Annotated in this window: 22 protein-coding genes; 19 read left to right on the top strand and 3 right to left on the bottom strand. The window is 37.6% G+C overall.

Annotated elements, in window-relative coordinates:
- The first annotated feature begins 15 nt into the window (after positions 1-15).
- From BLQ56_RS18195 to BLQ56_RS18130, 14 genes are all read left to right on the top strand, one after another.
- The gene (locus tag BLQ56_RS18195) at positions 16-2,082 is read left to right on the top strand and encodes a sigma 54-interacting transcriptional regulator (RefSeq protein WP_090857755.1); all 2,067 of its coding nucleotides are present in this window, start codon (positions 16-18) and stop codon (positions 2,080-2,082) included.
- Between the two features lie 130 nt (positions 2,083-2,212).
- On the top strand, positions 2,213-3,118 hold the full coding sequence (gene yqiS, locus BLQ56_RS18190; RefSeq protein WP_090857752.1) for a phosphate butyryltransferase: 906 nt from the start codon (positions 2,213-2,215) through the stop codon (positions 3,116-3,118).
- Between the two features lie 38 nt (positions 3,119-3,156).
- Complete coding sequence (gene bcd, locus BLQ56_RS18185) at positions 3,157-4,251, top strand: branched-chain amino acid dehydrogenase (protein ID WP_090857749.1); 1,095 nt, start codon at positions 3,157-3,159, stop codon at positions 4,249-4,251.
- Positions 4,252-4,369: 118 nt separating this feature from the next.
- Complete coding sequence (gene buk, locus BLQ56_RS18180; RefSeq protein ID WP_090857745.1) at positions 4,370-5,452, top strand: butyrate kinase; 1,083 nt, start codon at positions 4,370-4,372, stop codon at positions 5,450-5,452.
- 36 nt (positions 5,453-5,488) lie between these two features.
- On the top strand, positions 5,489-6,916 hold the full coding sequence (lpdA, locus tag BLQ56_RS18175; RefSeq protein WP_090857742.1) for a dihydrolipoyl dehydrogenase: 1,428 nt from the start codon (positions 5,489-5,491) through the stop codon (positions 6,914-6,916).
- 55 nt (positions 6,917-6,971) lie between these two features.
- The gene (locus BLQ56_RS18170; protein WP_090857740.1) at positions 6,972-7,979 is read left to right on the top strand and encodes a thiamine pyrophosphate-dependent dehydrogenase E1 component subunit alpha; all 1,008 of its coding nucleotides are present in this window, start codon (positions 6,972-6,974) and stop codon (positions 7,977-7,979) included.
- Between the two features lies 1 nt (position 7,980).
- Positions 7,981-8,964: an alpha-ketoacid dehydrogenase subunit beta gene (locus BLQ56_RS18165; protein ID WP_090857737.1), complete on the top strand. Its 984-nt coding sequence runs from the start codon at positions 7,981-7,983 to the stop codon at positions 8,962-8,964.
- A gap of 46 nt (positions 8,965-9,010) precedes the next feature.
- Complete coding sequence (locus BLQ56_RS18160; protein WP_090857734.1) at positions 9,011-10,285, top strand: dihydrolipoamide acetyltransferase family protein; 1,275 nt, start codon at positions 9,011-9,013, stop codon at positions 10,283-10,285.
- A 155-nt stretch (positions 10,286-10,440) separates the two neighbouring features.
- Positions 10,441-12,468 carry an acyl-CoA mutase large subunit family protein gene (locus BLQ56_RS18155; RefSeq protein WP_090857732.1) on the top strand — a complete coding sequence of 676 codons (2,028 nt, stop codon included), beginning with the start codon at positions 10,441-10,443 and terminating at the stop codon, positions 12,466-12,468.
- The gene (gene scpA / locus BLQ56_RS18150; RefSeq protein WP_090857729.1) at positions 12,452-14,650 is read left to right on the top strand and encodes a methylmalonyl-CoA mutase; all 2,199 of its coding nucleotides are present in this window, start codon (positions 12,452-12,454) and stop codon (positions 14,648-14,650) included. Before BLQ56_RS18155 ends, scpA begins: the two co-directional genes overlap by 17 nt.
- Entirely contained in the window at positions 14,650-15,681 is a 1,032-nt protein-coding gene (meaB, locus tag BLQ56_RS18145; RefSeq protein WP_090857726.1) for a methylmalonyl Co-A mutase-associated GTPase MeaB, read from the top strand. The genes scpA and meaB overlap by 1 nt, the downstream gene beginning before the upstream one ends.
- A 222-nt stretch (positions 15,682-15,903) precedes the next feature.
- A complete protein-coding gene (locus tag BLQ56_RS18140) occupies positions 15,904-16,341 on the top strand; it encodes a BrxA/BrxB family bacilliredoxin (protein WP_090857723.1) in 438 nt (145 codons plus the stop codon).
- Positions 16,342-16,502: 161 nt separating this feature from the next.
- Positions 16,503-17,453: an aromatic acid exporter family protein gene (locus BLQ56_RS18135; protein ID WP_090857720.1), complete on the top strand. Its 951-nt coding sequence runs from the start codon at positions 16,503-16,505 to the stop codon at positions 17,451-17,453.
- A 70-nt stretch (positions 17,454-17,523) separates the two neighbouring features.
- Positions 17,524-18,033 carry a L,D-transpeptidase gene (locus tag BLQ56_RS18130; RefSeq protein ID WP_090857718.1) on the top strand — a complete coding sequence of 170 codons (510 nt, stop codon included), beginning with the start codon at positions 17,524-17,526 and terminating at the stop codon, positions 18,031-18,033.
- An 84-nt stretch (positions 18,034-18,117) separates the two neighbouring features.
- On the opposite strand, the gene prli42 is transcribed toward BLQ56_RS18130, so the two are convergent.
- Positions 18,118-18,210, bottom strand: a complete 93-nt coding sequence (gene prli42 / locus BLQ56_RS23660) for a stressosome-associated protein Prli42 (protein ID WP_175490375.1) — start codon at positions 18,208-18,210, stop codon at positions 18,118-18,120.
- A 218-nt stretch (positions 18,211-18,428) separates the two neighbouring features.
- Here prli42 and mce point away from each other — a divergent pair, with 218 nt between their 5' ends.
- The 5 genes from mce to gndA all read left to right on the top strand — a co-directional run bounded on the left by mce (position 18,429) and on the right by gndA (position 24,688).
- On the top strand, positions 18,429-18,851 hold the full coding sequence (gene mce / locus BLQ56_RS18125) for a methylmalonyl-CoA epimerase (RefSeq protein ID WP_090857874.1): 423 nt from the start codon (positions 18,429-18,431) through the stop codon (positions 18,849-18,851).
- Positions 18,848-20,401 carry an acyl-CoA carboxylase subunit beta gene (locus BLQ56_RS18120; RefSeq protein ID WP_090857715.1) on the top strand — a complete coding sequence of 518 codons (1,554 nt, stop codon included), beginning with the start codon at positions 18,848-18,850 and terminating at the stop codon, positions 20,399-20,401. Before mce ends, BLQ56_RS18120 begins: the two co-directional genes overlap by 4 nt.
- Positions 20,402-20,686: 285 nt before the next feature.
- Complete coding sequence (locus BLQ56_RS18115; protein ID WP_090857712.1) at positions 20,687-21,811, top strand: tripeptidase T; 1,125 nt, start codon at positions 20,687-20,689, stop codon at positions 21,809-21,811.
- Positions 21,812-21,913: 102 nt separating this feature from the next.
- Positions 21,914-23,194 (top strand): DNA polymerase IV, encoded by a 1,281-nt coding sequence (locus BLQ56_RS18110; protein WP_090857709.1) that lies wholly within the window; start codon positions 21,914-21,916, stop codon positions 23,192-23,194.
- 81 nt (positions 23,195-23,275) lie between these two features.
- On the top strand, positions 23,276-24,688 hold the full coding sequence (gndA, locus tag BLQ56_RS18105) for an NADP-dependent phosphogluconate dehydrogenase (protein ID WP_090857706.1): 1,413 nt from the start codon (positions 23,276-23,278) through the stop codon (positions 24,686-24,688).
- Between the two features lie 112 nt (positions 24,689-24,800).
- Here the strand turns inward: gndA and BLQ56_RS18100 are convergent, their stop codons facing one another.
- Together BLQ56_RS18100 and zwf are read right to left on the bottom strand one after the other, a co-directional pair.
- Positions 24,801-25,427 (bottom strand): cyclase family protein, encoded by a 627-nt coding sequence (locus BLQ56_RS18100; protein ID WP_090857703.1) that lies wholly within the window; start codon positions 25,425-25,427, stop codon positions 24,801-24,803.
- 15 nt (positions 25,428-25,442) lie between these two features.
- Positions 25,443-26,942, bottom strand: a complete 1,500-nt coding sequence (gene zwf / locus BLQ56_RS18095; protein ID WP_090857700.1) for a glucose-6-phosphate dehydrogenase — start codon at positions 26,940-26,942, stop codon at positions 25,443-25,445.
- Positions 26,943-26,997: the final 55 nt, after the last annotated feature.

Below are 26,997 nucleotides of genomic sequence, written 5' to 3'. Positions count from 1 at the left end.
TGGGAGGTTAATGGTTTGCAAAGAGTATTAATTGTCGGTGCAGGTAAGGGTGGGACAGCCATCCTGAAAAATTTATATGATACTAAAATGATGAAAATCGTGTCTGTGATCGACCCAAATCCAAATGCTCCTGGCAGGCTTTTAGCTAAACAATTGAATATTTGTGAAGACAATGATTGGAGTCAATATCTTTCTGATGATATTGATATTGTCGTTGAAGCTACTGGTGATGAAGAGGTCTTTAAAGAAATAAGAGAATCTAGAGGTAAGAATACAGTTGTTATACCTGGAGCTGTTGCTAGAATAACAGCACAGTTGATGGAAGAAAAAGAATCGCTTATATCAATATTGAAAGATGAATCCTACAAACATGATTTGATATTCAATTCGACGCATGATGGAATGATTGTCATAGATCAAAATAGCCAGGTCATCTTATTTAATAAAAGTGCAGAAAAGATAACGGAACTAAGGAAAGAAGATGTTTTTGGTAAGCATATTCGAGATGTAATTCCTATGACTAAGCTACCAACTGTATTATCCTCAAGAAAAATTGAAGTGAATCAAGAGTTGGTCCTGAAAAATGGAAAAAAGATTATTACAACAAGAATTCCAATGATTAATGATTCAGGACTTTTATTCGGTGCTTTTGCAGTTTTCAAAGAAATAACTGAAGTTGTTACATTAGCTGCTGAAATTACAAACTTAAGAGAAATTCAAACAATGCTTGAAGCCGTCATTCAATCTTCTGATGACGCGATTTCAGTTGTAGATGAGCAGGGGAGAGGCATTATTATTAACCCTGCATATACTAGAATAACAGGATTAAGTGAACAAGAAGTGATAGGCAAGCCAGCAGATGCAGATATATCTGAGGGTGAAAGTATGCATATGCAAGTATTAACTACTAGAAGAGCCGTTCGTGGTGTCCAACTTAAAGTGGGGCCAAATAAAAAGGACGTTGTTGTAAATGTTGCACCTATTATTGTTGATGGGAAATTAAAAGGTAGTGTAGCAGTCATTCACGATATGTCTGAAATTCGTACATTAACAAATGAATTACATAGAGCTAGGCAAATTATTAGAACCTTGGAAGCTAAATATTCATTCGAGGACATCGTTGCAATATCGGAAGAAATGAAGGTAGCAATTGAACAGGCTAAGCTTGGTGCTAAAACCCCAGCAACTGTTTTGCTAAGAGGGGAATCTGGAACAGGAAAAGAGTTATTTGCTCACGCTATTCATAATGCGAGTGATCGAAAGTTCAACAAATTTGTTAGAGTTAATTGTGCGGCACTTTCGGAGTCATTACTTGAGAGTGAATTGTTCGGTTATGAGGAGGGGGCTTTTTCGGGTGCTAAGCGCGGTGGGAAACGTGGTTTGTTTGAAGAAGCTAACAATGGTAGCATCTTTTTAGATGAAATCGGTGAATTATCTTCAGGTACACAAGCAAAACTACTAAGAGTATTACAAGAGCATGAGATCGTTCGTGTTGGTGGAACTAAATCTATTACATTAAATGTAAGGGTAATTGCAGCTACGAACGTGAATTTAGAAAAGGCAATCGCAAGTGGTGTTTTCAGGGAAGATTTATATTATCGGTTAAATCGGATGCCTATTCATATCCCTCCCCTCCGCTTACGGAAACAAGATATAGCAGAGTTAACGCAGCATTTATTGTACAAGATAAACCAAGATTATGGTCGGAATATTGAAGGGTTGACCCAAGATGCTGTTAATCACTTAATGAATTATCAATGGCCTGGAAATGTAAGAGAATTAGAAAATGTTTTGGGACGAGCGGTAATATTTATGAAATCCAATGAATTTGTAATTGATGTTCAACACCTTAAATCATTGGAGGCCATCAAGCCAGAAACAGTGCAAACAGAGGTAGAGAAAGCTGAGTCAGAACGATCACTCGCAGAGATACTAGAGTTATACGAGGCTGAAGTTATAAGTAAAAAATTAGCTCAATTTAATGGGAATAAAACCCTAACGGCAAAATCATTGGAGATTTCCTTGAGGAGTCTCTACTATAAACTTGAGAAATATAACCTTGCAAATAACAGCATGCAATAATCTGCAGATGCATGCAATGTTTTGCATGGAAAAATGATAATCTCTTTATTTACATAAGATTCAGGAGTTGGCACGTTTTTTGCATGATATAAGGATAGCTGGTAAATGAGAAAGGAAAGGTTCATATTCAATGAATTTAAATGAGCTAGTACAAAGCGCAAAAGATTATTCTCAACGGACAATTGCGGTTGCTGTGGCAGAGGATGAAGAGGTTTTATCAGCTGTCCTTGAAGCGGTTGAACACGGGTTAGGTAAATTCCTTTTATTTGGTGATCGGGAGAAAATAAATCAGCTGTTAAGAGAAAAAGGACCAACGTTTGTGAAGCATGATGACATAAAAGTCATTCATTCAAACTCGAAAGAGAAATCAGCAGAACTTGCTGTAAAGGCAGTACATTCTCAGGACGCAGACATCCTTATGAAAGGAAACTTGCATTCCTCGACATTGCTTAAGGCTGTTTTAAATAAAGATTACGGTCTCAGAACAGGAAAAGTACTTTCTCATATTGCTGTGTTTGAAGTACAAGGCTATGACCGATTAATCTTTGTAACAGATGCTGGAATGAATATATCTCCGACCTTAGAACAAAAGGTTGAAATAGTTGCCAACGCAGTTTCGATTGCAAGGGCTCTGGGTGTTCACATGCCAAAGGTAGCCCCATTAGCTGCCCTTGAAACAATCAATCCTTCAATGAGTGCTACAGTTGATGGTGCAATTCTAACGCAAATGAACAAGAGAGGCCAAATTAAGGATTGTATTGTAGATGGCCCACTAGCGTTAGATAACGCTGTTTCATTATCTGCTGCTAAACAAAAAGGGATTGAGAGTGAAGTTGCTGGGGAAGCAGATATTTTATTAGTGCCTTCTATTGAAGTAGGAAATAGCTTATACAAATCGCTCATCTATTTTGCAGGTGCAAAAGTTGGGGCAGTTGTAGCGGGAGCAAAAGTACCAATCGTATTGACATCAAGATCAGATTCAGCTGAAAGTAAGCTATATTCATTAGCATTAGCTGTATGCTGTTCAAAGAAATAATGCATCTGGTTTAGATAGTAAGGGGAGGAAATTACAAAATGGAAATGTTTAAATATATGGAAATGTATGACTATGAACAATTGGTACTGTGCCAAGACAAACAATCAGGCTTAAAAGCAATTATTGCAATCCATGACACAACACTTGGGCCAGCACTAGGTGGAACACGTATGTGGACATATGAGACAGAGGAGGCGGCAATCGAAGATGCCCTACGCCTTGCAAAAGGCATGACGTATAAAAATGCTGTCGCAGGTTTGAATCTTGGTGGGGGAAAAACAGTCATTATTGGTGATCCACGTAAAGATAAAAATGAAGAAATGTTTCGAGCATTTGGACGTTATATCCAAGGATTGAATGGTCGCTATATCACAGCAGAGGATGTGGGGACAACTGTAGCTGATATGGATCTTATTCATGAAGAAACTGATTTTGTGACTGGGATCTCCCCAGCGTTTGGTTCATCTGGAAACCCTTCACCTGTCACTGCATACGGTGTTTATCGTGGGATGAAAGCTGCGGCTAAGGAAGCATTTGGCACAGATTCTCTTGAAGGTAAAATTGTTGCTGTGCAAGGTGTTGGAAATGTTGCATATACACTTTGTAAGTATTTACATGAAGAAGGAGCACAATTAATTGTAACTGATATTAACAAAGATGCAGTGAAACGTGCTGTAGAAGATTTTGGTGCAAAAGCAGTTGAAATTGATGAAATCTATAGTGTGGATTGCGATATTTATGCACCATGTGCACTTGGAGCATCAATTAACGACCAAACCATTCCACAATTAAAAGCAAAAGTAATTGCTGGAGCAGCCAATAATCAACTAAGGGAACCACGTCATGGTGATGTTATTCATGAACTTGGAATTGTTTATGCACCAGACTATGTAATCAATGCTGGTGGTGTAATTAATGTGGCAGATGAATTATATGGATATAATTATGATCGTGCAATAAAAAAAGTTGAGCTCATATACGATAATATTGAAAAAGTAATTGACATAGCAAAACGTGACCGAATTCCTACTTACAAAGCAGCAGATCGATTAGCAGAAGAGCGCATTGAAAGAATGCGTAATTCACGTAGTCAATTTCTGCAAAATGGTCATCACATATTAAGTAGAAGATAATTCTGCTGACGCATAGAACCAGATGGGGGAGTATTTTTGAAATAATATTCAAAAACCCTCATTTTTCCTATTTTTATTATTAGTTAAAGTGATGCTACAACCATTTGGAGGGTTTATGTTGCAAGAAAATGTTTACCGAATTCTAGTTATCAACCCTGGTTCAACTTCCACCAAAATTGGTGTGTTTGAAAATGAACGCTCTATGTTTGAAAAAACGATTAGACATGACTATGATCAAATCAATTCATTTGACAGTATTATTAGTCAATATGAATTTCGGAAAGAAACGATTCTTGAAACGTTGGATAGCGAAGCTATTAACATTTCTAAAATAAGTGCTGTATGTGGTCGTGGAGGATTGTTGAGACCTATCGAGGGTGGTACATATCTAGTTAATGAGTTAATGCTTAAGGATTTAAAAGCTGGCTACGCTGGACAACATGCTTCAAATCTAGGTGGAATTATAGCATATGAAATAGCTTCGGCATTGAATATTCCTTCGTATATAGTTGATCCGGTTGTAGTTGATGAATTAGAACCAATTGCCCGAATCTCTGGTTTGCCAATGATAGAAAGAAAGAGTATTTTTCACGCATTAAATCAAAAGGCTGTTGCGAGGCGAGTAGCAGCGGATTTCGGCAAGAAATATGAAGAGCTTAATTTAATTGTTACACACATGGGTGGGGGAATAACAATAGGTGCTCATAAACGTGGAAAAGTAATTGACGTTAATAATGGGCTTCATGGTGATGGACCATTCAGTCCAGAGCGAGCAGGAACAGTACCTGTTGGTGATCTTGTTGCACTATGTTATTCAGGTGATTACTTCCGAGAAGAAGTGATGAAGATGTTGGTTGGTCAAGGTGGCCTTGTAGGCTATTTAAATACAAGCGACGCAATAAAAGTTGAAAAGATGATTAAAGCAGGGGATAACAAGGCAAAACTTGTATATGAGGCCATGGCTTATCAAGTGGCAAAAGAAATTGGTGCAGCAAGTGCTGTCCTTGAGGGCAAAGTTGATGCAATTATCTTAACTGGGGGAATTGCCTTCAGTCAGGATTTTATAAACTATATAACTAATCGAGTAAATTGGATTGCAGATGTTATTGTACATCCGGGTGAAAATGAGTTGCAGGCCCTTGCGGAGGGTGCTTTAAGAGTGTTAAGAGGAGAAGAACATCATAAAGAATACCTGATATAAAGTGATGATAAAGGATTAAGAGAGGAGAAAACATCTATGGCTACAGAAGAATATGATTTAGTTATTCTTGGAGCAGGTACTGGAGGGTATGTTGCAGCAATACGTGCCGCACAGCTCGGATTAAAGGTCGCTGTTGTTGAGAAGGGGAAACTTGGTGGAACTTGTCTACATGCAGGATGTATTCCGAGCAAAGCGTTACTTAGGAGTGCTGAGGTATTTGCTCAAACAAAGAATAGTGAAGAGTTTGGGGTAATTGCTTCAAACATTTCTCTTAATTTTGAAAAGGTGCAGGAGCGTAAAAGAAAAGTCGTAAATCAGCTTTACAAAGGTGTACAGCATTTAATGAAGCAAGGTAAGATCAAAATATATGAAGGAACCGGACGAATCTTAGGTCCGTCAATCTTTTCACCCTTACCAGGAACAATATCGGTTGAAATGTCCAATGGAGAAGAAAATGAAATGCTTATCCCAAAAAATATGATTGTAGCCACTGGTTCTAGACCTCAAACTTTACCAGGACTCGAGGTTGACGGTGAATTTGTTCTAACCTCTGATGAAGCACTCGAGATGAAAGAGCTTCCTACTTCAATCATTATTATTGGTGGAGGGGTAATTGGTATTGAGTGGGCTTCAATGCTTTCGGATTTTGGGTTAGAAGTAACCGTGTTGGAATATTCAAATCGTATTCTGCCAACTGAGGATGAAGAAATTTCAAAAGAAATGCTTCGACTTTTAAAGAAGAAAAAGATAAAAGTATTAACCAACGCCAAGATTTTACCAGAGTCCCTTGTGAAGAATGCCACTAGTGTGACGATTGAAGCAGAACATAAAGGAAGTACAAAATCCTTTACAGCTGAAAAACTATTACAATCGGTTGGAAGAAGAGCAAATATCGAAGGAATCGGGTTGGAAAATACCGATATCGAAATAGAGAATGGCTATATCACAACAAATGAATTTTACCAAACAAAAGAATCTCATATTTATGCGATTGGTGATGTCATTGGTGGTCTTCAGCTTGCCCATGTTGCTTCACATGAAGGAATAGCAGCTGTTGAGCATATTGCAGGTGAAACACCATACCTGATTCAAACTTCAAATATTTCAAAGTGTATTTATAGTAATCCAGAGATTGCTAGTGTTGGTTACACAGAGCAACAGGCAAAGGAGTTAGGGTATACACTAAAGATAGGTAAGTTTCCATTTAAAGCAATTGGAAAAGCACTAGTATTTGGAGAATCTGATGGATTTGTTAAGTTAGTTGTAGATGAAGCAACAAATGATATATTAGGTGTTCATATGATTGGCCCACATGTTACAGACATGATTTCAGAAGCGGGCTTGGCGCGAGTATTAGATGCAACTCCTTGGGAGGTTGCTCATACCATTCATCCACATCCTTCACTCTCTGAAGCAATTGGAGAAGCAGCGTTAGCAGTTGATGGAAAGGCTATCCATTTATAACGTTTATAGAAAAGAAATTTGAGTATATCTTGTTCAAAAATAAGGAGGGTAACGTATGACTAAAAATCGTCACCAACTATTAGGACTTAGTGATAAAAGTGTATTGGAAATGTATGAAACGATGCTACTTGCTAGAAAAATAGACGAACGAATGTGGCTTTTAAATCGTGCAGGAAAAATTCCATTTGTGATCTCTTGTCAAGGTCAAGAGGCTGCGCAAGTAGGTGCTGCATTTGCATTAGATCGTAGTAAAGACTACGTTCTTCCATATTACCGAGATATGGGTGTAGTGCTTGCATTTGGGATGACGGCAACAGACCTTATGTTGTCAGGGTTTGCTAAACATGAAGATCCGAATTCAGCAGGTAGACAAATGCCAGGACACTTTGGTCAGAAAAAAAATAGAATTGTGACAGGGTCTTCGCCGGTAACTACACAAGTTCCACATGCTGTTGGTGTAGCCTTAGGTGGGCGTATGGAAGGCAAGGATATCGTTTCCTTCGTAACATTTGGTGAAGGGTCATCAAACCAAGGAGACTTTCACGAAGGAGCTAATTTTGCAGCTGTTCATAAGCTTCCAGTTATATTCATGTGTGAAAATAATAAATATGCGATTTCTGTTCCTTATGAAAAGCAAGTTGCTTGTGAAAAAATCTCAGATCGTGCAATCGGTTATGGGATGCCAGGAGTGACTGTTGATGGAAATTGCCCGTTAGAGGTTTATGAGGCTGTAAAGGAAGCGGCAGACCGTGGCCGTCGCGGGGAAGGGCCAACATTAATTGAAGCCATTTCTTATCGACTCACTCCACATTCATCAGATGATGATGATCGCTCATATAGAGAACAAGATGAGGTGGCTGAGGCGAAAAAGAAAGATCCCATTCTGTCCTTTGCTACTTATTTGAGAGAAGTTGGCGTATTAACAGAAGAATTAAATCATGAAATAAATGAGCGTATTGTTCAACAAGTAAATGAAGCGACTGATTATGCGGAAAACGCACCGTATTCAGAGCCTGAATATGCGTTAGAACACGTATATGCTGATGATGTGAGGGGGAAATAAGATGCCAGTTATATCTTATATTGATGCAGTCACAATGGCGATGCGGGAAGAAATGGAGAGAGATTCAAAGGTATTTGTATTGGGTGAGGATGTTGGTAGAAAAGGTGGCGTTTTTAAAGCAACAAATGGATTGTATAGTCAATTTGGTGAAGAACGCGTTATTGATACCCCTCTTGCTGAATCAGCGATAGCTGGCGTTGGAATTGGAGCGGCAATGTATGGTATGCGTCCTGTCGCGGAAATGCAATTTGCTGATTTTATTATGCCAGCAGTTAATCAAATTATTTCAGAGGCAGCAAAAATTCGTTACCGTTCAAATGGTGACTTTCATTGTCCAATTACGATTCGGGCGCCATATGGTGGTGGGGTACATGGAGCATTATACCATTCGCAATCAGTTGAAGCTGTCTTTGCAAATCAGCCTGGATTAAAGATTGTTATGCCGTCTACTCCATATGATGTGAAAGGATTACTAAAGGCAGCGATACGTGATGATGACCCAGTTTTATTTTTTGAACATAAACGTGCATATCGATTAATTAAAGGTGAAGTGCCTACTGATGATTATGTTCTTCCAATAGGAAAAGCTGATATCAAACGTGAAGGGGAGGATATCACAGTCATTACTTATGGACTTTGTGTTCATTTTGCATTACAGGCTGCAGAGCGCCTTGCAAAGGATGGAATCTCCGTTCATATTCTTGATTTGAGAACTGTTTATCCTCTTGATCAGGAAGCCATTATTGAGGCTGCTTCAAAAACAGGGAAGGTACTTCTAATCACAGAAGACAATAAAGAGGGAAGTATTATTAGTGAAGTATCAGCGATTATTGCAGAACATTGTTTATTTGACTTAGATGCACCTATAAAGCGTTTAGCAGGTCCAGAAATACCAGCTATGCCTTATGCACCGACAATGGAAAAATTCTTTATGGTCAATCCTGATAAAGTCGAAAAAGCAATGCGAGAACTTGCTGCATTTTAATAATAAGCACTTAGAGTCTACTGTGATGAATGAGGAGGTTTAAGTAATGGCAATTGAAAAAATTAAAATGCCTCAATTGGGAGAAAGTGTAACAGAGGGAACAGTGAGTAAGTGGCTTGTATCTGTTGGAGATCGTGTGAACAAGTATGATCCTCTCTTGGAGGTAATGACAGATAAAGTTAATGCAGAAGTCCCATCTTCTTTTAGTGGAGTAATCAAGGAGTTACTTGCAGAAGAAGATGAGACACTTGAAGTTGGCGCGGTGATTTGTACGATTGAGGTTGAGGGTAGTGAAAGTCAATCTGAGGAAGTTAAAGTGCCGAAAGTGAATACCGACATGAGCCAAACTCCAACTAAGGTTGAAAGCGGCCATAAACAACGATTTTCTCCTGCTGTTTTAAGAATAGCTCAAGAAAATCAAATCGATTTACAGCAAGTTGAGGGATCAGGTGCTGGTGGTAGAATTACCCGTAAGGATTTAATGAAAATCCTTGAAACAGGGAAAATTCCTACAGCCGGAGTTCAGTCTGAACTTAATACAAAAGCTTCTCAAGCACAAAATCAGCTAGACGAGTCCCATTCTTTGACTTCATCTAATCCAGTGAATGTTCAAAAAGAAACAGGAGATATTGAAATTCCGGTCTCTGGTATACGTAAGGCGATAGCTGCAAATATGCTTCGTAGTAAGCATGAAGTTCCACATGCCTGGATGATGGTGGAAGTGGATGTAACGACATTAGTCAATTACCGTAATTCACTTAAAGACCAATTTAAACAAGAGGAAGGATTTAATCTTACCTTCTTCGCTTTCTTCGTGAAAGCTATTGCTCAAGCATTAAAAGAGTTCCCACAAATGAATTCAATGTGGGCTGGAGAGAAAATCATTCAAAAGAAAGAAATCAATATTTCGATTGCTGTTGCTACTGAAGAAGCATTATATGTACCGGTTATTAAAAATGCTGATGAAAAATCAATAAAGGGCATTGCTAAAGAGATTACTGAGTTAGCAAATAAAGTTCGTTCAGGAAAGTTGACTGCTGCTGAGATGCAAGGAGGAACGTTTACGTTGAATAATACTGGTTCCTTCGGTTCGATTCAATCAATGGGGATTATTAATTATCCACAAGCTGCCATTTTACAGGTAGAATCCATTGTAAAGAGACCTGTTATTATTGATAACATGATTGCAGTTCGTGATATGGTTAATCTTTGTTTATCGCTGGATCATCGAGTACTGGATGGGCTTGTATGTGGCCGTTTCCTAGCACGAGTAAAAGAAATATTAGAGAATGTTTCAAAAGAGACTACATCTATCTATTAGAAAACCCTTCTTCGGAAGGGTTTTTTTCTGTATAAAATGAACGACTGTTCATATTTTGATTGCTAGTTGACTATAGATATACTAAAATAAAAATATGTAAATCATTTAAATTCATAAATGTAAGCGATTTCTTCAAAGTGAGAGGATGAGTGAAAATGGGAATTCATGAATCGAAAAGAATCACATTTGATAAAACTGATGCTAAAACCTGGAAGGAGGAAGTTATAAAAATCCTAAAAGGAGCTCCATTTGAAACCTTGCTTACAAATACATATGAAAACATAACGATAAAACCACTCTACACCAAAAAAGACATAGAGCCTATAAAACATCTACATACACTTCCTGGAGAGAAGCCATTTAACCGAGGGAGCAATTCATTTGGTTATACAGTACAGCCTTGGTTAATAGCACAAGGAGTAGATGTAGATAACCTAGAGACCTTCAATGAAGAGGTTAGGGAGGAATTAGCAATAAAACAGAAAATGATTCATTTTTATGTTGCTGATTCAAATATCCCCTCTAATGGTCTAACCGTTAATACAAAGGAAGAATTATCCCAAGCATTGCAAGATATCCCGATAATGGGAACACCAATCCTCGTCAATACGGGTGCAAATTCACTTCCATTTTTATCGGTTTTTATTGAATATTGTGCATCTCATTGCATTTCAATGGAAAAGTTGGAAGGAACAGTGGGGATGGACCCTCTCCATGTATTAGTAAAGAATGCGAACATTCCTTATTCTTTCGAGTCCTTATATGATGCTATGGCATTTAAGCTATTGTGGGCAAAGGAACATGCACCACAACTAAAGACGATCATCGTAAATAGTGAAGCATATCATAATGGTGGTGCTAGTGCAGTAAGTGAACTTGCGTATACTCTTGCAACGGCTACAGACTACTTGAATGAATGTATTGAGCGTGGAATAAGTATTCATGATCTAGCACCACGAATGACATTTTGTTTTTCAATTGGATCACACTTCTTTATGGAAATTGCAAAGCTCCGTGCTGCAAAAATCGTGTGGGCGACTATTGTTGAGGCGTTTGGAGGAAGTGCTGAAGATCAAAAAATGCGTATACATGCACAAACTTCATCTTATACAAAGGCAATTTATGACCCATATGTTAATATCATTCGTTCGACGGTAGAATCCTTCGCTGCTGCAATGGGGGGAATTGAAAGCCTTCATGTTGAACCTTTTGACAAACAAAACCAACGCGATAATCGTTCATTTTCAAGAAGAATTGCAAGGAATACCCAATTAATTCTGCAGGAGGAAGCACTCTTAACAAAAGTGATAGATCCGTGTGGTGGATCTTATTATATAGAATCCATTACAAATGAACTTGCTGAAAAAGCTTATAAGCTCTTTCGACAAGTAGAAGCAAAGGGAGGGATGTTAGAAGCTTTAAAATCTGGTTTTCCTCAAAAGGATATAGAGCAAACTGCAATAAATAGAAAGATGAATGTAGAGGTTAGGAAGGATCGAATTGTTGGTACAAATATGTTTGTCAATATGTCTGAACAACCTCTTACAAAGTTAACAGTGAAAGATAAGCTACCTTCAGAGAAAAAAAGAAAAAGCCTAGAGGAAAGCTTAAATTCAATGATAGCAAATGTAAGCCTGCCATTGAAAATCACGAGAGATCAGTTATTAAAAGCCAATGAACTAGAAGAACCACTTAAAATTACTCCAATAAAACAACACCGATTAACAGAGGATTTTGAAGCTCTTAGGTTATCTTCAGATCATTATTTGCTTAAAAATGGTCAGCGCCCCAAGGTAGGTTTGCTTATTTTAGGTAACATTTCTAGTTCAAAGACAAAATCGGATTTTGCAAAGGGTTTTTTTGAAGCAGGTGGATTTGAACTTGAGAGTTCTGCTAGTCTAAACAATGTCAACGAAGTGATGGAATATATTCATTCAAGGAACTTATCCTCATATGTACTATGTGGAAGAGATGAGGCTTACTTGGATCTATTTAATGATGAATTTGCTAAGAGCTTAACTAATATACGATTTTATTTGATAGGAAAACCAATAAAAAGTGTTGTTGAAAAGTGTAGCAGTATTGGATTAGTTCAGTTTATTCATGAAAAAACGAATTGTTATGAAACACTATTAGCACTTCAGCTTAAAATGGGGGTTACCCAAAATGAAGAAGCGAATTGATTTTTCGAAAGTTGAATTAAAAAGAACTCAATCGAATGATACGACACTAGAAGAATGGAAAAAGAAATTTGAAAAAAATGCTGAAAAATCGTTTGAAGACCTTGTGACTAAAACCAATGAGCAAATTAATATTAAGCCATTATATACATCTGATGACACGAAGGGAAACAAGTATCTGGATACGTTTCCAGGTTTGCCTCCTTTTTTGAGAGGACCATACCCTACTATGTATGTAAATAGACCTTGGACCATTCGACAATATGCAGGTTTCTCAACGGCTGAGGAGAGTAATGCGTTTTATCGTCGGAACTTAGAGATGGGGCAAAAAGGGCTATCAGTCGCTTTTGATTTGGCGACACATCGCGGATATGATTCAGATCATCCAAGAGTAGTTAGTGATGTAGGAAAAGCAGGTGTTGCAATCGATTCGATTCTAGATATGAAAATCTTATTTGATTCAATTCCACTTGATCAAATGTCTGTATCTATGACAATGAATGGAGCTGTCTTACCGATTCTCGCTTTTTATATCGTCACAGCCGAAGAACAAGGTGTAAGACTAGAACAACTTACAGGTACGATTCAAAATGATATTTTAAAAGAGTATATGGTTCGTAATACGTATATTTACCCACCTGAAACGTCAATGAGAATCATTGCAGATATCTTTAAGTATACATCAGCTCATATGCCGAAATTTAATAGTATTAGTATATCAGGCTATCATATGCAAGAAGCAGGTGCTCCTGCTGATCTTGAATTAGCTTATACATTAGCAGATGGATTAGAGTATGTTCGCACAGGTATGGAAGCAGGAATTGATATTGATTCATTTGCCCCGAGGCTATCGTTTTTTTGGGGGATTAGTATGAATTATTTTATGGAGATTGCAAAAATGAGAGCGGGCAGATTAATTTGGGCTCAGCTAATGAAGCAGTTTAAACCACAGAATTCTAAATCTCTTACACTACGAGCTCATTCACAAACATCTGGTTGGAGTTTAACAGAACAAGACCCTTTTAACAATATTACCAGAACATGTATTGAGGCGATGGCTGCCGCTCTAGGGCATACCCAGTCACTTCATACTAATGCTCTTGATGAGGCAATCGCTTTACCAACAGATTTTTCGGCCCGAATTGCGCGAAATACACAATTATATCTACAAAACGAAACTGGTATATGTCAGACGATAGATCCCTGGGCTGGTTCGTATTATGTGGAGTCATTAACTCAACAATTAGTTGAAAAGGCTTGGAAGCATATGATTGAAATTGAGGAATTAGGAGGAATGGCAAAGGCAATTGAAACTGGTTTACCTAAAATGCGTATAGAGGAAGCGGCAGCTCGTAGGCAAGCAAAGATTGATAGCGGACTTGAAACGATTATTGGTGTTAACAAATTTCAATTAGATAAGGAAGAACCGATTGATATACTGACTATTGATAATACAGCTGTAAGGTTAAAGCAAATAGCAAACCTAGAAAAGCTACGAGCAATAAGAGATGAGGAACTGGTAAGGGAAACCTTAAAGAAACTAACGATTGCGACTGAAACAAATCAAGGCAATTTGTTAGAACTATCCGTTGAAGCAGCTCGTGCTCGTGCTAGTTTGGGAGAGATTTCAGATGCAATTGAAAAAGTGGCGAAAAGGCATAAAGCAGTGATTCGCTCCATAAGTGGGGTATACAGTTCGGAATATAATGATGAAAAAGAAATAAAGGAGGTCAGAAAAATTACCGATGATTTCTATGTTCAAGAGGGTAGGAGACCGAGAATTCTAGTGGCTAAAATGGGTCAGGATGGACATGATCGAGGGGCGAAAATCATCTCTACTGCATTTGCTGACTTAGGGTTTGACGTTGATATTGGACCTTTATTCCAAACAGCAGAAGAAACAGCTAAACAAGCGGTTGAAAACGATGTTCATGTTGTAGGAATGAGTTCCTTAGCAGCTGGCCATAAAACATTACTGCCACAACTAATTGAAGAATTGAGAAGGTTAGGAAGAGAAGATATCATTGTAGTGATCGGTGGAGTAATTCCCCCTCAGGACTATGACTTCCTTTTAGAAAAAGGGGCTTCCGCCATTTTCGGGCCAGGTACAGTGATTCCAGTAGCTGCTAGGAAAGTAATGGACGAAATTATTGGTCGCTTGGAGCTTGAGGATGTGGAGTCGTAATGGATGAACAAAGGGGAAAGGACCGTACGGCAGGAAAGAATAGAAGCGGAAAAGGTATAGATGATCTTATTAATGGTGTAAGAAATGGGAACCGTGCCATGTTAGCTCAAGCAATTACTTTAGTGGAAAGTCATGCAAGTAAACATGCTGAAAAGTCTCAAAATGTGTTAAATGGGTTATTACCCTACACTGGGAACTCCATTAGGATTGGGATAACAGGTGTGCCTGGTGCAGGAAAGAGTACCTTTATTGAGGCATTTGGTCAGCATCTATGTAATATAGGGCATCGAGTGGCAGTCTTGGCAGTTGACCCCTCAAGTTCGATAACTGGTGGAAGTATTCTTGGTGATAAAACGCGAATGGAACAGTTATCGCAAGATCCCCGAGCGTTTGTACGTCCTTCTCCATCTGGAGGTACGTTAGGTGGAGTTAGTCGTAAAACACGAGAAACAATTCTATTATGTGAGGCTGCCGGATATGATATTATTTTGATTGAAACCATTGGTGTTGGTCAAAGTGAAGTTGTAGTAAGAAGTATGGTTGACTATTTTTTATTGCTTATGCTTACTGGAGCTGGAGATGAGCTTCAGGGAATGAAAAAAGGGGTATTAGAGTTAGCGGATTCAATTGTGATTCACAAGGCTGATGGTGATAATAAGCAAAAGGCATTGACTACTAAAGAAGAGTATAATCAAATCCTTCATTTCATGAAACCTACTACGAATGGGTGGGAAGTAAGAGCATACACTGCATCTAGTTATTCAGGTGAAGGAATTAAAGAGTTAGCAGGTACATTAGAATGTTTTATTGAAATCACAAAAAAAAATGGATTCTTTGAAGAGAGAAGAAAATCGCAGTTAAAAGAATGGCTCTATTCGATGATTAGAGATGATTTAGAGCGCCGTTTCTTTTCACATCCTAAAGTGAAGAAAGAATTGCCGCTTATCGAACAAAATGTCTATCTAGGAAAAGAAACGCCAACTAAAGCGGCCAGAGAAATACTCGGAATCTATAAGGAGGAAGGAGACTGAATAAGCAAAAAAAAATGAAGGAAAGAAAACTTTCCTTCCATCTAGGGAGTTTAGGGGTATGAACTAGATGTATTACTATCATCCCCACCTGAGGTGAATTTAAACATAAATAGTAAAAAGAAAGAGAAAACAATCTTCAAGATTGAATTTTTACGCTCTCTATTGATATGATATGATTGTACTGTATTGCATTTAATGTTTTTTTATTAAGGAGAGATCATGATGAGTATTGATTTTAATATGTTTATGAACGATGTCGTTCAACAAGCTCGTAAAGAAATTGTGGCTGCTGGCTATACTGAATTGACAACAGCTGAAGAAGTGGAAGATTGTTTAGCAAAAGAAGGCACAACATTAGTAATGGTTAATTCTGTTTGTGGTTGTGCAGGTGGAATTGCCAGACCAGCGGCTGCTAATGCGATCCATTTTGATAAGCGTCCAGATCAACTTGTAACAGTATTTGCTGGACAAGATAAAGATGCAACTGCAAAGGCTAGATCATACTTTGAGGGTTACCCACCATCATCACCATCATTTGCATTACTTAAAGATGGAAAGATATTAACAATGGTTGAACGTCACGAAATCGAAGGTCATGATCCAATGTCAGTAGTATCAAAGCTACAACAAGCATTTGATGAGTATTGTGAAGAAGTATAGGAACTAGGGGAGTCATTATGACTTCCTTTTTTTGTTCTTTGTAGTGAATAAGTTTAATGGAGTCGTAATTAGTAAGATTGTCACGATTTAGAGGTTGTAGTTGTAACTCGTGATACGTATAATGAGAAACATAAAATGACAATGGGTTCAGGAGTTGAAACATGTTTAAGATTGGTTATCGTACAATTAAAACAGCGAGTGGTGCTGCTATTTCAATTGCACTTGCTCAATTATTACATTTGGACTTTTATACTTCAGCAGGAATATTAACCATTTTATGTATTCAAGTTACAAAGAAAAAGTCTCTTAGAAGCTCTTTAGATCGTTTAATTTCCTGTCTTCTTGGCATCTTATTCTCTTTTCTTTTTTTTGAAGTGATCGGTTATCATCCGTTATCGGTTGGTTTGTTGTTACTCTTCTTAATTCCTACCATTGTGAAATTCAATGCGACAGAAGGAATTGCGTCAAGCTCTGTTATTATTCTACATATTTATATCACTGGAAGTTTTTCATATGAATTACTCATAAACGAGTTAGGAATTATTATGATCGGTATTGGCGTAGCTCTCGTTGTTAATTTATATATGCCAAGTGTTGAAAAACATTTGAAGCAATATCAACTAGATTTAGAAGATCAATTTGGTCATATTTTTAAAGAAATGGTTATCTACTTAAGAACAAATCAAAGTAATTGGGATGGAAAAGAAATCACTGAAACCGAAGAACTGTTACAAAAAGCAAAAACTCTTGCGTTTCGCGATGTGGAGAATCATTTCTCCCGTTTAGAGAATAACTATTATCATTATTTTAGAATGCGTGAAAAACAATTTGAGATTATTGAACGAATGCTACCAATCGTTACATCTATTACACACTCTGTAGAACAAGGTAAAATCATTGCGGATTTTATTGAAGAAATTAGTAATTCAATTCATCCGGGAAATACAGCGATCGAATTTTTGAAAAAGTTGGATCAAATGAGAAAAATATTTGAAGAAATGGAGCTGCCTACTACGAGAGAAGAGTTTGAAGCTAGGGCGGGACTTTTACAATTCCTTAAAGAAATGGAGCATTACCTGGTGATTAAGCAAACGTTCAAAGGTTTAGTTTAAATTTTTTCAGATGTATGGAATTTCTTAATTTAATCACACTAAGAGTAAAAGCGCTCAGAAGGTGATCTATGTGAAGGCGATAATCGCATTGATTCTAACAGTAACTCTCTCTCCAATTTGGCCATTAGGTCAAAATCCTCTTGTAGGTGACCCTTATATCATCATTAATAAACAAACGAACGAGCTTGCCTATTTTAACTATGGTGATATTCAAGAGATTTATCCTGTCGCTACTGGTGTATCGAAAGAATTAACCCCTGAAGGTGAATTTTCGATTACAGTCAAAGCGGCAAATCCGTATTACCGAAAAAAGAATATACCGGGTGGTTCACCAGATAATCCGCTTGGTTCACGTTGGATGGGATTAAATGCAGCTGGGACCGATGGCCGAATCTATGGTATTCATGGCACCAACAATGAGCAATCCATTTCAAAATATATTACAGGTGGTTGTGTTCGAATGTATAACAGAGATGTTGAGTTTCTATTCACAAAGGTACCGGTGGGAACGAAGGTGCTAATACTGAAAACTGACCAAAGCTTTGAAGAGTTAGGTAAATTGCACGGTGCGATCAATTAGTGGGCTATGAAAAAAATGAGGCTGTTCAACAAACGTTGAATCAGCCTCATTTTTATATGGTTGAATCTTTAATTTGCAGCTGATTTAAAGCATCATGCTTGCTCCAGCTAATAATGAAGTTAATAGCATCGTAGCAATCATTAGATAAACAACAATCTTTTGAGTTTTACGGGACATTACGAATTCCTCCCATTTTAGGTTTCTGATTCTATTTTAACTTGAAAGAATGAATAGAACAAGCCATTTTACTACAATTCAACTGTAACAATTTCACATAAAGTACACAATTTTGCAATCTTTCATGGTAAAATTAAGTGAGTGAATGTTCGAAAAAAATAAAATGTTAGCGCTTACTTAATGGGTTGGGCGCGTTATTTTCAGTAGGAGGTTGTCCTATCTTGATAAAGAACGTTGATCATATTGGAATTGCAGTCAAATCAATTAGAGAGATTCTCCCATTTTATACAGAGGTCCTTAATCTTACGCTTGAACACATTGAAGAAGTGGAATCAGAAAAAGTTAGTATCGCTTTTTTATCAATTGGTCAAATGAAAATTGAGTTGCTAGAGCCAACTTCAAATGAGAGTGCGATCGCTAAGTTTATTGATAAACGAGGTGAAGGTATACACCATATCGCATTTGGAGTTGAATCAATTGATGAAAGAATACATCAACTGAAAACTGAGGGGATTAGGATGATTCATGACCATGCAAAAAAGGGTGCAGGTGGAAAAAACATTGCATTCTTACATCCAAAATCAACAGGAAACGTTCTTATTGAATTATGTGAAAAAGAGAAAGGGGTCAAATCCTTATGACTGATATGTATAGTAAAATTAATGAACTGTATGATCGTCGGCGGGAAATTGAACTTGGGGGTGGGGATGAAAGAATAAAGAAGCAACATGAAAAGGGAAAACTAACAGCAAGGGAACGAATAGAACTTCTGTTAGATAAAGATACCTTTGTTGAGTTAAATCCATTTATAGAGCATCGTTGTTCAGATTTTGGACTTAACGATAAAAAAGGACCAGGCGATGGTGTAGTAACAGGTTATGGAAAAGTAAATGGTAGACCAGTTTATTTATTTTCTCAAGATTTCACTGTATTTGGTGGAGCATTAGGAGAAATGCACGCAAAGAAGATTGCTACAATTATGGATATGGCAGCAACAAATGGTGCACCTATTATCGGGTTAAATGATTCAGGTGGAGCAAGAATTCAAGAAGGCGTTGTTTCGCTTGATGGGTATGGTCATATCTTTTATCGCAATAGCATTTACTCTGGTGTTATTCCTCAAATTTCGGTCATCATGGGACCGTGTGCTGGTGGAGCTGTATATTCTCCAGCCATTACAGATTTTGTGTTTATGGTTGAGAAAACAAGTCAAATGTTTATAACAGGACCAAAGGTCATTGAGACAGTAACAGGTGAAAAAATTAGCTCTGAGGATCTTGGTGGTGCAAAAGTGCATAATACGATAAGTGGCAATGCTCATTTTTCTGGTGAGTCAGAGGAAGATGTATTAGAGCAGGTTCGAAATCTGCTAAGCTATTTACCTCAAAGCTATCAGGAAAAGCCACCATATGAAGAAAGTGCTACCATTGACAATGATGATCGTCCCAACCTATCAGACCTCATTCCATTCGATTCGACGAGGACTTATGATATTAGAAAAGTAATCAAAGAAATTGTGGATTTTAACTCTTTTACGGAAGTTCAAAAAGATTTTGCTAAAAATATTGTGGTAGGTTTAGCACGAATTAAGGGGGAAGTAGTAGGCCTTGTTTGTAACCAACCTAAATGGTTGGCAGGTGGTTTAGATATTGATTCGTCAGATAAGGCAGCTCGATTTATACGATTTTGTGATTCGTTCAATATTCCGTTGATCACATTTGAGGATGTTACAGGGTTCTTCCCTGGTATTAAGCAAGAGCATGGTGGAATTATTCGTCATGGAGCTAAAATTCTGTACTCCTATTCTGAAGCAACTGTTCCGAAGATTACAGTTATATTAAGAAAAGCTTATGGTGGGGCATATGTTGCTCTTAATAGTAAATCAATTGGAGCAGATCTAGTCTTTGCATGGCCTAATGCAGAAATTGCTGTGATGGGACCACAAGGTGCTGCAAATATTATTTTTACAAAGGAGATTAACGATAGCCAAGATCCAGAGAGTACAAGAAAACAAAAAATCGAAGAGTACAGGGAAAAGTTTGCTAATCCATTTATTGCAGCGAAGCAGGGAATGGTAGACGATGTTATTGATCCAAGAGATACAAGAATCAAATTAGTTCAGGCATTAGAGATGATGAGATTCAAACGTGAATCAAGACCGAACAAAAAACATGGTAATATGCCACTTTAGAATAAGGAGCACCGTGCAGATGGGCAATGTCCGTCTGTTTTTTTAACGTTTAAGAAGTATGTGGATTTCGTACTCAGTTATAGTGTCTAGCTCCAGCGCCTAGCCCCTCGGGGTCATAAGTCAAATCACTTCAGAAATCAAGATTTCCTGCGTGATTCGCCTTATGCCTGCCTGAGGCTGACCAAGGCGCTTCCGCTTTTCTTTGTTTTAAACACATTATTGGCTTGAATTCTTCTCTTATGGTAGTCTGAAATAAGAGTTATATTTAAATGGAGGTACATACATATGGTGAATCAAGATCGACTTGTTAATGAATTTTTGGAATTGGTTCAAATTGATTCTGAAACAAAATTTGAATCTGAAATTGCGAAGGTGTTAAAGGAAAAGTTCACTTCACTTGGAGTAAATGTAATAGAGGATGACACAACAGGTATAACAGGACATGGAGCAGGGAATTTAATTTGTACATTACCTGGAACAAAAGAAGGTGTAGATACAATCTATTTTACATCCCATATGGATACTGTTGTTCCTGGAAAAGGCATTAAGCCATCAATCAAAGATGGGTATGTCATTACTGACGGCACAACAATCCTTGGCGCAGATGATAAAGCAGGATTAGCTGCGATGTTAGAATGCATCAAATTACTTAAGGAAAGATCAATTGAACACGGAACAATAGAATTTATTATTACTGCTGGTGAAGAGTCAGGTCTTGTTGGTGCAAAAGCACTTGATCCTAAATTAATCACAGCTAAATTTGGGTTCGCACTTGATAGTGATGGAAAAGTTGGTAATATAATTGTTGCTGCGCCAACACAAGCTAAGGTAAAAGCAATCATACATGGGAAAACGGCTCATGCAGGAGTTGCCCCGGAAAAAGGAGTTTCTGCTATTACGATTGCAGCTAAATCGATTTCTAAAATGCCATTAGGTCGAATTGATGAAGAAACCACAGCAAACATAGGTCGATTTGAAGGTGGTACTCAGACGAATATCGTTTGTGATCGAGTTGATATTTTAGCAGAAGCACGTTCACTTGTGCCTGAAAAAATGGAAGCACAGGTTCAGAAAATGAAAACTGCTTATGAAACAACGGCTTCTCAAATGGGTGGAAGTGCCGATGTTGAGATAACGGTCATGTATCCAGGATTTAAATTCAAGGATGGAGATCATGTTGTAGAAGTGGCTAAACGTGCTGCATCAAAAATTGGTCGTACAAGTGAACTTCTTCAAAGCGGTGGAGGAAGTGACGCGAATGTAATTGCAGGTCACGGTATTCCAACGGTCAATCTTGCAGTTGGTTACGAAGAAATTCATACGACTAATGAAAGAATGCCAGTTGAAGAGCTTGTGAAACTTACCGAAATGGTCGTTGCAATTATAGAGGATGTAGCAGCAAATAATTAATGCTTGAAAAACAAGCAGTTACCCTATTTCATTAGCCGCTTCTCTTGTTTGTACGATATTGTAAGCAGAAATATAACATTGACTGTAACGGGAGTGTAGAACATGAAAAACATGTATCCAACAAATGGTAAAGTAATTCTGCATGTGGACATGAATAGTTTTTATGCTTCTGTCGAAATGGCTTATGATGCTACTCTCAAGGGAAAACCTCTTGCAATCGCAGGGAATGTGGAAGAACGACGTGGGATTATTATTACATGTAGCTATGAAGCTAGACGTTTAGGTGTGAAAACGACTATGCCTTTATGGGAAGCAAAGAGACTTTGTCCACACCTAATCATTAAAAAGCCTAACTTTGAACGATATCGTAAAGCTTCTCTCGCCATGTTTGAGTTTCTGAGGAGCTATACACCCGTTGTTGAACCAGTTTCTGTTGATGAAGGATATATGGATATTACAGAATGCTTTGAAAAAGGCTCACCCATTGAACTAGCGCAAGAAATACAGACTAAATTATATGAACAGTTAAAGCTTCCTTGTAGTATTGGTATTGCCCCTAATAAATTCTTAGCAAAAATGGCTTCCGATATGAAAAAACCAATGGGAATTACAATTCTGAGAAAGCGAGATGTCCCACATGTGTTATGGCCACTTACTGTGGGAGAAATGCATGGTATTGGGAGTAAAACTGCTGAGAAGCTAAAAGGGATTGGTATTGAAACGATTGGTGACTTAGCAAAAGGAAATGATGTTCAGCTTAAGACACTATTAGGCATTAATGGTGAAAGACTATTGCAAAGGGCAAATGGAATAGATAATCGTTCGGTTGACCCAGACAGTATTTCTGATTTCAAAAGTATCGGGAATTCTACAACTTTACCCCAGGATACCACACACCTTGAAGAAATCTATGAAGTAATGAAGCGATTATCCGCCTCTGTGGCTCGAAGAATTCGTCGCAAAAACATGATGACTACCAATGTTCAGCTTACAATAAGGTATTCTGATCGGAAAACTATTACACGAAGTAGAAAGCTTAATAATCCAATTGAACTGGAAGAAGATATATACCGAGCAGCCCTTTACTTATGGAAGCATCATTGGAATGAGGAAGCAGTTCGTTTAATTGGTATCACTGCACAAGATTTAGTTGAAAAAGGGGAAGCCTATAAGCAACTCGATTTGTTTTCATTTGAAAAGGACGCGAAAAAAGAGCCCTTAATGAAAGTAATGAACGAGTTGATTCAAAAGTATGGAAATGATGTTGTTAAAAAAGGAATGTCCCGAAGTGATGAAGAGAATATTGGAGATAATCATCATGGGACTAGTTTTGAGAAGGATTTTCTAAGTGATTTAAATAATAACAAAAATTCTAACAATTAAAAGGTGACAGTATCAAAGAAATTTGCTAAAGTAAAAGGTATTATGCTTAATGTAAATGAGCGCAAGAAAGGAAGTTTAATAATGGCAAAACAACAAATTGGTGTCGTTGGTTTAGCAGTAATGGGAAAAAACTTAGCTTTCAATATTGAAAGCAGAGGGTATTCAGTATCGGTATATAACCGTTCTTCTGAAAAGACAGAAGAAGTACTGAAGGAAGCAACAGATAAAAATTTAATTGGTACATATAGTGTTGAAGAATTTGTAAATTCACTTGAAACACCAAGAAAAATTTTATTAATGGTAAAAGCTGGAGCAGCAACAGATGCAACAATCGAAGCGTTAAAGCCTCATCTTGATAAAGGTGATATTCTAATTGATGGTGGTAATACATATTTTGTAGATACACAACGTCGAAATAAAGAGCTTGAAGAAGCTGGAATCCATTTCATAGGGACTGGTGTTTCTGGTGGAGAAGAAGGGGCATTAAAAGGACCTTCAATCATGCCTGGTGGACAAAAAGAAGCATATGATTTAGTTGAGCCAATCTTGAAGGACATTGCTGCGAAAGTGGATGGAGACGCATGTTGCACATATATCGGCCCAGATGGAGCGGGACATTATGTGAAGATGGTGCATAACGGTATTGAGTATGGTGACATGCAGTTAATTTCAGAAGCTTATTTCTTAATGAAGCAGGTTCTTGGTGTTTCTGCCCAAGAGCTTCACGAAATTTTTGCTGAATGGAATAAGGGTGAACTTGATAGTTATTTAATCGAAATTACTGCTGACATCTTCACAAAAATGGATGAGGAAACTGGAAAGCCTCTAGTTGATCTTATCTTGGATACAGCTGGACAAAAAGGTACTGGTAAATGGACAAGTCAAAGTGCTTTAGATCTTGGGGTACCACTTCCAATCATTACAGAATCTGTATTTGCTCGCTTTATTTCTGCAATGAAGGATGAGCGTGTAAAAGCAAGCAAGATTCTTAGCGGGCCTTCTGCAACTCCATACGAAGGTGATAAAGCGGCTTTAATCGAGTCTGTACGTAAAGCCCTTTATATGAGTAAAATCTGCTCATATGCTCAAGGGTTTGCTCAAATGAGAGCTGCTTCTGATGAGTATAACTGGAATTTAAGTTACGGTGAAATTGCAATGATCTTCAGAGGTGGATGTATTATTCGTGCGGCATTCCTTCAGAAGATTAAGGATGCATATGACCGTGAAGCAAATCTTTCAAACTTATTGCTTGATCCTTACTTCAAGGAAATCGTTGAGAGCTACCAAGGTTCATTACGTGAAATCCTAAGTGTTGCTATTGCTAACGGAATCCCAGTACCATCGTTCTCTAGTGCATTAGCATACTTTGATAGCTATCGTACAGAGACTTTGCCAGCTAACCTATTACAAGCGCAAAGAGATTACTTTGGTGCTCATACGTACCAACGTATTGATAAAGAAGGCGTGTTCCATACAGAATGGATGGAAAAGTAAAATAATTAATATTTGTGAGGACAGTTGGAGTGATCTGACTGTTCTTTTTTCTATGAATTGATTTATATTAATCAGAAAAAAAGACCTCATCCATAAAGATGAGGTCCAGTTTCTATTGAGATGCTTGTACACCTTCAAGCAATAATATACGAGCAGGTGCCGCTTCTATGCCTGTTAGTTTTAATGGAGCAGCAACCATGAAATATTCACCAGCAGGTACATCTTTAAGACGTAAGCCTTCAATAATGATGATATTTGCTCCAAATAGTGTTTTATGGGTTGGATGACCTTCCTGGCTGCGTTCGATTCCTAGTGCATCTGTAGCCACGCCACGAATGCCTTTTTCTACAAGATATTTTGCGGCTTCTTTAGCTAAAAAGATAAAGTCAAAGTTAAACTCCTCTTCAAAAGAGTTTTTTGTCTTGAAAATGATGAAATCGTTCTTTTGGATATCTAATGCTTCAAGGTCTTTTCTTGTAATTTTGTCTTCAATGTCTGTTAAATCAAAGACTTTACTAGAACCAACAAGATCCTCAAGAGCAAGTGTTTCGATGGCTTCACCATTAACGATCATATGTAACGGAGCATCAACATGTGTACCATTATGAACATCCATATCAAGTCTAGTTTCAGAAATATATCCGTCAGTCACAGTTGTGATAGTTGGTTTTTTTTCAGACTTGTTTTCATAAACAGCCATCCCATGTTGAATCGTTGTTGAAACATCATAGATTTTCATGTTAACACTCCTTTGTTACTTCTTATTTTCAAAGTCAGATAGTGGCCACCAATGATCACCATTTTTAGCTAATAGATCATCAGCTGCTTTTGGACCCATCGAACCAGCAGGGTAATTAGGGAAATCAGTCGTAATTCTACTTTCCCATACTGAAGAGATTGGGTCAACAAAGCTCCAAGAAAGTGAAACTTCATCCCAATGAGTAAAGTTGGTTGCATCACCACGAATGCAATCATAAATCAGCTTTTCATATGCCTCAGGTGTATTAATACCATCAATTAAATCATTGCTGAAATCTAACTGAACTGGTTGTGTTTCTTGTCCGGATTTCTTCACATTAAGATGTAGTGTAATTCCTTCTTCTGGTTGAATATGAATAACAAGAAGGTTAGGGTTTTGGACTGGTTCATTGACCCCTTTTTTGTAGTAAAGGTTCATTGGGATATCCTTAAATTGCACTACAATTTTTGTTGATTTGGCAGCCATTTTCTTCCCGGTTCGAATATAGAATGGAACACCAGCCCATCTGAAATTATCAATCATTAATTTTCCAGCTACATACGTTTCGGTAATCGAATTAGGATCAACATTATTTTCCTCACGGTAACCATTAACGTTAACGTCATTTACCGTTCCTGGTCCATACTGGCCTCTTACAAAGTATTCGTCGATATTGTTTTCATCAACTGGACGTAATGCACGTAATACTTTGATTTTCTCACTTCTAATTTCTTCTGTAGTTAATTTGATCGGAGGCTCCATTGCTAGTAGAGAAACCATTTGTAGCATGTGATTTTGAACCATATCACGAATGGCACCAGATTTTTCATAGTAGCCACCACGATCCTCAACACCTAGAACTTCACTTGAAGTTATTTGGATATTAGAAATATAACGATTATTCCATAGTGGTTCGAAAATCGCGTTTGCAAACCGGATAACCTCAATGTTTTGGACCATTTCTTTACCAAGATAATGATCAATACGGTAAATTTGATCTTCTTTAAAAGCATGTCGGATTTGATCGTTTAGTTGTTGTGCAGAAGGGTGGTTATGTCCGAATGGTTTTTCGATAACAAGGCGACTATATCCATTCGTCTTTGTTAATCCTTCTTCTTTCAAATGCTCGGCAATTGTTCCGAAGAATTCAGGTGCCATAGCTAAGTAAAAAATACGATTGCCTTCTGTGTGATATGTATCGTCTAATGTTCCTAATAACTGATTAAGCTCTTGATAAGAAGCGGTATTAGTCACATCAAACGGATGATAATAAAAATGACTAGAAAAGCCTTCTATATTCTCACAGTTTTGATCAACCTCAGAGACAGAGTTGATTACATTACTTCTGAATTCTTCGTTTGTCAATGGTCTTCTAGCAACACCAACCACTGCGAAATCTTCAGAGATTTTTCCTTTTTTGAATAAGCGGTAAATGGATGGAAATAGCTTTCGTTTTGCTAAATCACCAGTAGCTCCAAAAATAACAATTGTTGTTTTAGGTTTATATGTATTCACGAATAGTACCTCACTTTATTCATGCTTGATTATTTTGAAATTTTTATCCTATACA

Origin of the sequence: Litchfieldia salsa (genome assembly GCF_900104555.1) — a bacterium.
GTDB lineage: Bacteria > Bacillota > Bacilli > Bacillales > Bacillaceae_L > Litchfieldia > Litchfieldia salsa.
The sequence above is the reverse complement of the archived record's forward strand: the minus strand, read 5'-3'. Positions and strand labels throughout refer to the sequence as shown.